Below are 7,056 nucleotides of genomic sequence, written 5' to 3' on the forward strand. Positions count from 1 at the left end.
CTACATTCTGTGGCTGTACCAACGGGTGATGACCGGCCCCGTCACCGAAGGCAATGAGCGGATCCGTGACCTCGTGCCGCGCGAAATCCTGGTCGTCGCACCGCTGATCGCGCTGCTGCTGGTGCTGGGGATCTACCCGAAACCGGTGCTCGACATCATCAACCCCGCGGTGGGGAACACCATGGCGACCATCGGTCAGCAGGACCCCCCACCGATCGTGCGGCCAGGCACTGCGCACCTACCCGGTATGGCGGAAGGACCGCGCCGATGACGTCTCTACCTGTGCCCACGCCCAGCGTCGAATATGGGCTGCTCTCACCGATATTCATCGTCTTCGGTGTTGCGGTGGCGGGCGTGCTCGTCGAGGCGTTCGTGTCCCGGCGAGCGCGCTACGGCGTCCAGGTTGTGCTGGCAATCGGCGGTTTGATCGCCGCGGCCGTCGCCGACGTCATCGTCGCCAGGCAGCTCGACCCCCCGGGCCGCTACGCGGTCCTGCACGCGCTGGCTGTCGACGGTCCGGCGCTGCTGCTGCAGGGTGCCATCCTGCTGGTCGCCATACTCGCTGTGATCTTTTTCGCCGAGCGACACCACGGCGACAATCCGGCCGCCGGTCCCGGCGCCGCGACCGCGACCGCGACCGTCCACGTCCCTGCCGGATTGGAAGCCTTTACGCCGCAGGCATCTGCGGTGCCGCATAGTGCCGCCGAGCATGAGGCGGAGCGGGCCGGGGCAAGCCAGACCGAGCTCTTCCCGCTGACCATGCTGGCGGTCGGCGGCATGCTGGTGTTCCCAGCGGCCAACGACCTGCTGACCATGTTCGTGGCGCTCGAAGTGCTGTCGCTGCCGCTGTATCTGTTGTGCGGGCTGGCCCGCCACCGGCGGTTACTGTCGCAGGAAGCAGCGGTGAAGTACTTCCTGCTGGGTGCCTTTTCGTCAGCGTTCTTCCTGTATGGGGCTGCGTTCCTCTACGGCGCCACCAACACGCTGTCGCTACCGGGCATCGCCAAATCACTGGCGGCCGGCAACAGCCACTCGATGGCGCTGATCGGTGTTGCGCTGCTATCGGTCGGGCTGTTGTTCAAAGTCGGTGCTGTTCCCTTCCATTCGTGGATTCCCGACGTTTACCAGGGCGCGCCCACCCCGATCACCGGGTTCATGGCCGCGGCCACCAAAGTCGCCGCGTTCGGCGCCCTGCTGCGGGTCGTCTACGTCGCGCTACCGCCGCTGCACGACCAGTGGCGGCCGGTGTTGTGGGCCATCGCGATACTGACCATCGCCGTCGGCACGATCACCGCGGTGACCCAGACCGACATCAAGCGGATGTTGGCGTACTCGTCGATCGCGCACGTGGGTTTCATCCTCACCGGTGTGATCGCCGACAACACAGCGGGCCTCGCGGCGACGATGTTCTATCTTGTCGCTTACAGCTTCAGCACAGTCGGCGCATTCGCGGTCGTGGGTCTGATCCGCAACGCGCACGGCGAAGAAGACGCCACCTTATCGCACTGGGCGGGACTCGGGCAGCGCTATCCCGTTGTCGGCCTGCTCTTTTCGATGTTCCTGCTGGCCTTCGCTGGAATCCCGCTGACCAGCGGGTTCATCAGCAAGTTCGCGGTGTTCCAGGCAGCGGCCAAAGGCGGCGCGGTGCCGCTGGTCATCATCGGTGTGATCGGCAGCGCAGTGGCCGCCTATTTCTATGTGCGGGTGATCGTGCAGATGTTCTTCACCGAGCCGCACGCCGAGCCGGTACACGTCGTCATGCCCAGCTTCTGGAGTAAGACGGCCATCGCGGTGTGCGCGTTGATCACCGTCGGATTGGGCATCTTCCCGCAGCCTCTGCTCGATCTCGTCCGGCAGGCCGCGCAGTTCCTGACATGACACCGGCGCTGGTTCTCAGCGACGACAACGGCCCGGTTCGGGTTTTGACCATGAACCGGCCCGAAGCACGAAACGCCTTGAGCCCGAATCTGATCGGGACACTGTACGCCGCGCTGCGCGAGGCCGACGATGACACGGCGGTGCGAGCGGTGGTACTCACCGGCACCGACCCGGCATTTTGCGCCGGCGTCGACCTCAAAGAGGCGCAGCGGCTCGGCTCGGTCTATTTCGAGCAGTTTCAGAACCAGAGCTGTATTCGCCAAACGGGCCAGATGCGCACGCCGATCATCGCCGCCATCAACGGCGCGGTGTTCACCGGCGGGCTGGAGATGGCGTTGGGCTGCGATTTTCTCATCGCTTCCGAGCGCGCGGTTTTCGCCGATACCCATGCCCGCGTGGGGATCCTGCCCGGCGGTGGGATGACGGCGCGGCTTCCACACGTAGTCGGCGCGGCGATGGCCCGCCGGTTGTCGATGACCGGCGAGGTGGTCGACGCCACACGTGCCGAGCGAATCGGACTGGTCACCGAGGTCGTGCCGCACGATCAGCTACTAGCCCGCGCGGTTGAACTGGCCGGCCAGATCGCTGAAGTGCCTGCGCCAATCATGGCTGGCCTCAAGGAAATCTACGTCACCGGCTCCGCCGCGGTCACGGATCCGGCCCTTGCCGCCGAGCAAGCCATCGCCGGGGCACAAACGCTGGATCGCGACGGGTTGAAAGAACGCTTCGCCGAAATCAGCGCGCGCAACCGCGGCCAGATGCAGCAGCCCTAGGTGAGCAGAGGGCTGTAGTCGGTCGGCGGGTCGACCAAATTCATTGATCGGTACAACTTCTCAGTGACGGCCGGGCTGCTCTCCGCCGCGGACAACACCGCCTCGCGGAAGTCCAGCAGTTCTTTGGACGCCGCATGATCGGGATCTCCATTGTCCATGTAAAGATCGTTGAACTGGTTGGATGCCCACATCGGTCCGATGTGGGCAGCGGTGGCGGCGAAGAATCGCCGGCTCAGATCGCCATTCCCCTCGGTTAGGCAGTCGCGCAGCGCGGTCGCCTCGAGCGCGGCCACCGTCATGCCCTGGCCGTAGATCGGATTGGTACTGCAGATCGCGTCGCCGAACACCAGGAAGCCCGCAGGAAAGCGATCCATCTGGTCGTAGCGTCGCCAGATCGCGCCCGGGTAGCGGAAGACCGAGATCTCGCTGATCGGCTCACCTCGCTTCAGCGCCCGCAACAGCCCGGGCGGTGCGAATTGGGTGGCCATCCGGATCATGCCGGTCAGGTCGTTGGGTGGTTCGTTGTCCGCCAACCGGGTCAGTGTGAAAATCCAGGTGTCGTGCTCGTACACCGAAAATGCGCCGCCGGTGGGCTTTTTCGGCTCGGGAACGACAAAGGTCATCCGCTCTTTGATGATCCCCTCCGGGATACGCATCTGCAGGCTGGTGTAGTTCGCGTTGGTGGTCGAGCGCTCGGCGACCGGTCGTCCGCAGCCCAGGTCGTCCAGGAAGGCCGGAGTGCGTGCGCTGCGACCCATCGCATCGACAAGCAGGTCGGCGTTGAGCTCCCGCTTCGCGCCGCTGTCGCGGTCCACGATGTTCGCACCGGTGACTCGCTGCGGAGTCGGTGCGATCGGCTCGACGAAGTCATGGCCGTCCAGGATCTCGACGTTGTCGATGGCGCCGACGCGCTGCCTGACGTGCGACTCCAGCAGCGGGCGGCTCAACAGGTGCAGCTTGACCGCCGAGGGGTCACTGAATTTGCCCTCTCGGCTCAGTTCGTGTCCGGCCAGCCGAATGGACACCCGGGACAAGTCGCCGTCGTCGCAGACCTCCGCGCCCCCGGCGATCAGGTCGTCATGGATGCCGGGGAACAGTCGCGCCAGCTCGTCGGCGCCACGACTCCACAACACGTGGAAATGGCGGCCTTGCGGAACTCCGCGGCGCTGGTCAGCGGCGTCAGGCAGGTTGTCCCGTTCGACCACCGTCACCGTGCCGTAGAACTCGCTGAGCACCCGAGCCGCGAGCAACCCGCCCATCCCCGCACCGCAGACGACAGCCTGCTCTCCCAGTTTCGTCACCGATTGCCCCCTCGCCGACCACCCTAGTGTCGACCGTACCGAGATAGTTAATTAATTAGGCCGAAACCGTTAAGGCGGAGTCGCCAATCATGGCTGCCCGCAAGGAAAATCTCATCGTCGGCCCGAGCGGCCGGGATTACTAGACCGCTGCGATGGTCTCGAGATCGAGCGCACCCATATCGTCGAGCGCAACTGCCGCCAGGTCCGGCCGCAATACGCTCAGCTCTTCGAGTTCCACGTCCGCGCGCCGCTGCACCAATAACGGGATGAAATCCCTCACCCGGCTGCTTTGGAACTGCGAATATGCATGCCGCACCACGGCGGTGACGTGGTCCATCGGGAGAGCTGAATACTTCTCGGCGAGACGACGCTCCAGGTCGTCAATTAACGCCCGCTCTTCTTGCGGCACCCCGATATTGTTGCCCCCATCCGGGAGCCGGTCAAGGCGTTGCACGCAAGCAGATTTTGATACGACGCAAACTCCAGCTACGTCGCTAACCATCGTCGTCTCGCAGATATGGACGCGTGGCCAGCAGATATACCGCAAACACGGCAAGCGGCGCCAGCAACGGCAACCATGGCAAACGCAATGGGAATGCGGTCGCAACCAGGCCTACCAGGGTAAACGCCACCGCTGCGACCATCGTTGCGCCACTGACCGAGTCGAGTCCGGCGCCGTTACTGGCCGCATGCCGCAGCACCACGTAGGCGGCCGCCGACAATCCGGACACCGCAGCGACCGTGGCCGGCGGCCCGGACAGCGCAATCGTGATCACGGTGAGCAATACCGCAAGCGTGGCCACCGGGCGAACCAGCACCGCGATCGCCACCGCGGCCACGGCCGATGTCGCCGCGACCCGGGTCGATCCGTGCGCTCCGATGCCGACCGCGGCCACCATCAGCACACCGCACGCCGTTGACAAGGCGTGCGCCGCCAACTGTGCGCCGCCCCTCACGACCGACGCCCGGTCAGCGGCCGCCGATGATCGGGGACGGCCCGCATCGACTGATCCAGGGTGCGATCCGCCCGCCAGGCCACCACGTCAACGCCAACGGTCCCCATATCGCGGTACATGGCCGAACGCTGCAGCGCCCACATCCGGTCGACCAATGGGTCCTGGGCGGCGGGAAACGGGGCGCCCTGCAAGACGTCGACCGCCACCACCACGTGACCGCGACGACGCAGGTCGATCAGCGCCAGCGCGAATTCGGTATCGAGCAGCGTCGAGAACCCGACGACGATCGCGCCGGTCGGAATTGCCGCCCGCGGAGCCAATGTTCCAGTGGTGCTTTCGTATTCATCACCGGCGTCGAGAACGGTGTCGAGCACGCGGTAGAACTGGCGCTGTCCGATATCGGCGCCCAGCCAGCGGGGCCTTCTACCACCGAGCGCGACGATGCCCGCCCGATCACCGTTGCGCAGCGCGGTCTGCACCACCTGGGCGGCGCCGCGGACTATCCGCTCGGTGGCGACCGTCGCGGGCCCGACAGGCTGCGGATAGCCGTCGATCAGCACAACCACGTCCGCGGACCGGTCGGTCAAGCGCTGAGTCACGTGCAGGCGGCCGCGACGGGCGCTCACCGGCCAGTTGACGGTGCGCAGTTGGTCGCCCGGCACGTAGGTGCGGATGTCGGCATATTCGACGCCGCGGCCGATGTGCCGGGTCAGGTGGATGCCCAGCCGGTCGAGCAGTTCGGTGGGCGGCAGCGCCGTCGGCTGTGGCGGCGTCATCGGGAAGACGGTCACCTCGGCCGCGTCGACGGTTCCCGTGCCGACCAGTAACCCGCCGTGCGCGACGACCTCGACCGTGGCGCGCACGGGATAGCGTCCCCAACGTTCGGCGCCGGCGGCCAGCGTCTGGCGCCGGTCAGATGTTCGCCGGACAACCTCGAGCTGCATGCCATCGATCGCAGACATCGTGAGTTCTACTGCGGCGCCTAAGGTTTGAGTGTCGGCCCAGCAGGTCAGCTGGGTCTGCTCGGTTTCGAAGCAGCGCTGCGACCCGGGTTCGGCGTGCACGTTGACTTTCGGCAGCGGCCGCTGCCAGCTGATCGAACAGAGCACACCGAGCAGCGGGGCGGCGAACGCGATGAGCTGCCAGCACGGACTGATCAAGCCCACCGCCAGGGCGAACGCAGCGCACGTGGCGGTCGCGCGCGTCAATGTTGATGCGCGCCAACGTAGCTGAACTTCCCGAATGTCGGCCACCCGGATTTACTGCGGGCCGCCGCGCGCTCGTGGAACCGGCAACCGCCGCAACAGCTCCTCGACGATGTCCGAACCCTGGATCTTCCTCACCCACATCTCCGGCCGCAACGTGATCCGATGCGCCACAGCCGGGGTGGCGAGTGCTTTGATGTCTTCGGGGATCACGTAATCGCGACCGAGAAGCAGCGCGCGAGCCCGCGCGAGCTGCACCAGATCGATCTCCGCACGCGGGCTGGCCCCCACCGCCACCTGTGGGTGGTGTCGAGTCGCGCCGGCCAGCGACACCACATAGTGCAGAACGTCGTCGTGCACGCTCACCTGCTCGACGGACTCGCGCATCGCCAGCAGATCATGGGCGTCCACAACCTGATTGACCGTCGGCTCAGCCGATCCCCGATCCAGACGGCGGCGCAGCATCGAGGTCTCGTCTTGCTCGGAGAGGTATCGCAGTTCGAGCCGAACCGCGAACCGATCCAGCTGCGCCTCCGGCAACGGATAGGTGCCCTCGTATTCGATCGGGTTGTCGGTCGCCAGAACAATGAAGGGTTGGGGCAGGAGGTGTGTGGTGCCGTCGATGCTGACCTGGCGTTCGGCCATCGCCTCCAATAGCGCCGCTTGGGTTTTGGGTGGTGTGCGGTTGATTTCATCGGCCAGCAACAGGTTGGTGAAGATCGGGCCGGGACGGAATTCGAAGTGACCCGACTGCATGTCGTAAACGGTCGAGCCGAGCAGGTCCGCGGGTAGCAGATCGGGTGTGAACTGCACCCGGGTGAAGTCCAGCCCGAGCGCCGCGGCGAAGGATCGGGCGATCAGGGTTTTACCCAGGCCGGGCAGATCTTCGATCAACACGTGCCCACCTGCGAGCACCGTCGTGAGAATGAGCGTGAGTGCCGAG

Annotated in this window: 7 protein-coding genes and 1 pseudogene; 3 read left to right on the top strand and 5 right to left on the bottom strand. The window is 65.7% G+C overall.

The genetic code is table 11. The annotated features are described in order from the left end of the window. The 3 genes and pseudogenes from VN856_RS26975 to VN856_RS26985 all read left to right on the top strand — a co-directional run. Positions 1–271 (top strand): annotated as a pseudogene (locus VN856_RS26975) (NADH-quinone oxidoreductase subunit M); the annotation flags it as partial. Continuing rightward, on the top strand, positions 268–1,878 hold the full coding sequence (gene nuoN / locus VN856_RS26980; protein ID WP_325695023.1) for an NADH-quinone oxidoreductase subunit NuoN: 1,611 nt from the start codon (positions 268–270) through the stop codon (positions 1,876–1,878). The pseudogene VN856_RS26975 and the gene nuoN, both read left to right, overlap by 4 nt. Continuing rightward, positions 1,875–2,651: an enoyl-CoA hydratase gene (locus tag VN856_RS26985; RefSeq protein WP_325695025.1), complete on the top strand. Its 777-nt coding sequence runs from the start codon at positions 1,875–1,877 to the stop codon at positions 2,649–2,651. Before nuoN ends, VN856_RS26985 begins: the two co-directional genes overlap by 4 nt. Here VN856_RS26985 and VN856_RS26990 read toward each other — a convergent pair. The 5 genes from VN856_RS26990 to VN856_RS27010 form a co-directional block, all read right to left on the bottom strand. Then, entirely contained in the window at positions 2,648–3,952 is a 1,305-nt protein-coding gene (locus tag VN856_RS26990; protein WP_325695026.1) for a 2-polyprenyl-6-methoxyphenol hydroxylase-like oxidoreductase, read from the bottom strand. The two genes, VN856_RS26985 and VN856_RS26990, sit on opposite strands and share 4 nt — an antisense overlap. A 139-nt stretch (positions 3,953–4,091) precedes the next feature. Beyond that, on the bottom strand, positions 4,092–4,361 hold the full coding sequence (locus VN856_RS26995; protein ID WP_325695028.1) for a three-helix bundle dimerization domain-containing protein: 270 nt from the start codon (positions 4,359–4,361) through the stop codon (positions 4,092–4,094). An 85-nt stretch (positions 4,362–4,446) separates the two neighbouring features. Continuing rightward, positions 4,447–4,851, bottom strand: coding sequence for a hypothetical protein (locus tag VN856_RS27000; protein WP_325695033.1), 405 nt, complete (start codon positions 4,849–4,851; stop codon positions 4,447–4,449). 53 nt (positions 4,852–4,904) lie between these two features. Beyond that, the gene (locus tag VN856_RS27005) at positions 4,905–6,161 is read right to left on the bottom strand and encodes a DUF58 domain-containing protein (protein WP_325695030.1); all 1,257 of its coding nucleotides are present in this window, start codon (positions 6,159–6,161) and stop codon (positions 4,905–4,907) included. A 6-nt stretch (positions 6,162–6,167) separates the two neighbouring features. Further along, a partial coding sequence (locus tag VN856_RS27010; protein WP_325695031.1) for a MoxR family ATPase occupies positions 6,168–7,056 on the bottom strand: 889 nt, incomplete at its 5' end.

It is taken from the genome of Mycobacterium sp. (assembly GCF_035603715.1).
GTDB lineage: Bacteria > Actinomycetota > Actinomycetes > Mycobacteriales > Mycobacteriaceae > Mycobacterium.

Excerpts from the sequence above, each read along its gene's own strand:
- nuoN (WP_325695023.1), top strand. The coding sequence starts at position 268 with ATGACGTCTCTACCTGTGCCCACGCCCAGCGTCGAATATGGGCTGCTC.
- VN856_RS26985 (WP_325695025.1), top strand. The coding sequence starts at position 1,875 with ATGACACCGGCGCTGGTTCTCAGCGACGACAACGGCCCGGTTCGGGTT.
- VN856_RS27000 (WP_325695033.1), bottom strand. The coding sequence starts at position 4,851 with ATGGTGGCCGCGGTCGGCATCGGAGCGCACGGATCGACCCGGGTCGCG.